Raw genomic sequence first — 1,700 nt, forward strand, 5'->3', positions numbered from 1 at the left:
CTGACCGCGGACCGCTCAGGCGGCGGGGGCGGCGGGACGCTTGCGGATGCGGGCGATGAGCTTGGGTACGGCGGTGATGAGCATCGGCAGCACGGACACCAGCACGATGCCGATGAGGATGAAGTCGATGTGCTCCTTGATGAAGTCGAACTGCCCGAGCCACGCGCCGAGCGCCGTCACGCCCGCGGCCCAGAGCACCGCCCCCACCACGTTGAAGGTGACGAACACGCGGTAGCGCATCCCCGCCATGCCGGCCACCAGCGGCGCGTACGTGCGGACGATCGGCACGAACCGGCAGAGGATGATCGTGGCGGGGCCCCACTTCTCGAAGAACGCGTTGGCCTCATGGATGTAGGCCTGCTTGAACAGGCGCCCGTCCGGCCGCTCCCGCAGGTGGTGGCCCCAGCGGTTGCCGATGAAGTAGCCCACCTGGTCGCCGAGGAACGCCGCGATCGGGGCGGTCACCAGCACCACCCACAGCGGGGCGAACGGGTTGTCCTGCTGGGTGAGCAGCCCCGCGGTGAACAGCAGCGAGTCTCCGGGGAGGAACGGGAACAGCAGGCCCGACTCGATGAAGACCACGGCGAGCAGGGCCGGGAGGATGGCTTTGCCGAACGGGCCGTCGCCGGACAGCCAGAACTCGGGATCCATGAATCCGGGGCCGAGCGCCATGACGTGCTGGGCCTGGTCGGCCAACAGATGGGTGTTCACGACGGGAATCGTATCCGTCCGCCCCTGGGAATCGGCTGAAGCCGTGCCCCCGTCGGGCCGGGTGGGGCCCGCGACCTCGCGATACCTCGTAGGATGGGGTGAATCTCAGCGCCGACTTCTGGAGGATCGTCAATGCCTATCGCCACCCCGGAGCAGTACAAGGACATGCTCGACCGGGCCCGTGAAGGGGGCTTCGCCTACCCCGCGATCAACTGCACCTCCTCGGAGACCATCAACGCCGCCATCAAGGGCTTCGCCGACGCCGGTTCCGACGGGATCATCCAGTTCTCCACCGGTGGCGCCGAGTTCGGCTCCGGCCTCAACGTCAAGGACATGGTCACGGGCGCGGTCGCGCTCGCCGAGTTCGCGCACATCATCGCGGAGAAGTACGACATCCTGGTGGCGCTGCACACCGACCACTGCCCCGAGGACAAGCTGGACACCTTCGTCCGCCCGCTCATCCAGATCTCCCAGGAGCGCGTCGACGCCGGCAAGAACCCGCTGTTCCAGTCCCACATGTGGGACGGCTCGGCCACCCCGCTCGACCGCAACCTCGAGATCGCCAAGGAACTCCTCGAGAAGACGGCCAACGCCAACCAGATCCTCGAGATCGAGATCGGCGTCGTCGGCGGCGAGGAAGACGGCGTCGAGAACGAGATCAACGAGAAGCTGTACACCTCCCGCGAGGACTTCGAGGCCACGATCGAGGCGCTCGGCGCGGGCAACACCGGGCAGCGCTACCTGCTGGCCGCCACCTTCGGCAACGTCCACGGCGTGTACAAGCCGGGCAACGTGAAGCTGCGCCCCGAGGTGCTGAAGATGGGCCAGGAGGTCGCGGTGGAGAAGCTGGGCCTCGGCGAGGGCGACCTGCCGTTCGACTTCGTCTTCCACGGCGGCTCGGGCTCGGCCAAGAGCGAGATCGAGGAGGCGCTGAGCTACGGCGTCATCAAGATGAACGTCGACACCGACACCCAGTACGCGTTCACCCG

At 67.4% G+C, this 1,700-nt stretch carries 2 protein-coding genes; one reads left to right on the plus strand and one right to left on the minus strand.

The window, feature by feature from the left end:
* Positions 1–15: 15 nt before the first annotated feature.
* Entirely contained in the window at positions 16–672 is a 657-nt protein-coding gene (locus B4M60_RS05195) for a DedA family protein (protein WP_291080950.1), read from the minus strand.
* A 171-nt stretch (positions 673–843) separates the two neighbouring features.
* Here B4M60_RS05195 and fbaA point away from each other — a divergent pair.
* The coding region (gene fbaA, locus B4M60_RS05200) for a class II fructose-bisphosphate aldolase (RefSeq protein ID WP_291080948.1) at positions 844–1,700 on the plus strand (857 nt) is incomplete at its 3' end.

It is taken from the genome of Dietzia sp. UBA5065, from assembly GCA_002415925.1.
Classification (GTDB): domain Bacteria; phylum Actinomycetota; class Actinomycetes; order Mycobacteriales; family Mycobacteriaceae; genus Dietzia.

What these genes read in the sequence shown, in the direction of transcription:
- B4M60_RS05195 (WP_291080950.1), bottom strand. Translation starts at nt 672, where the DNA reads ATGGCGCTCGGCCCCGGATTCATGGATCCCGAGTTCTGGCTGTCCGGC.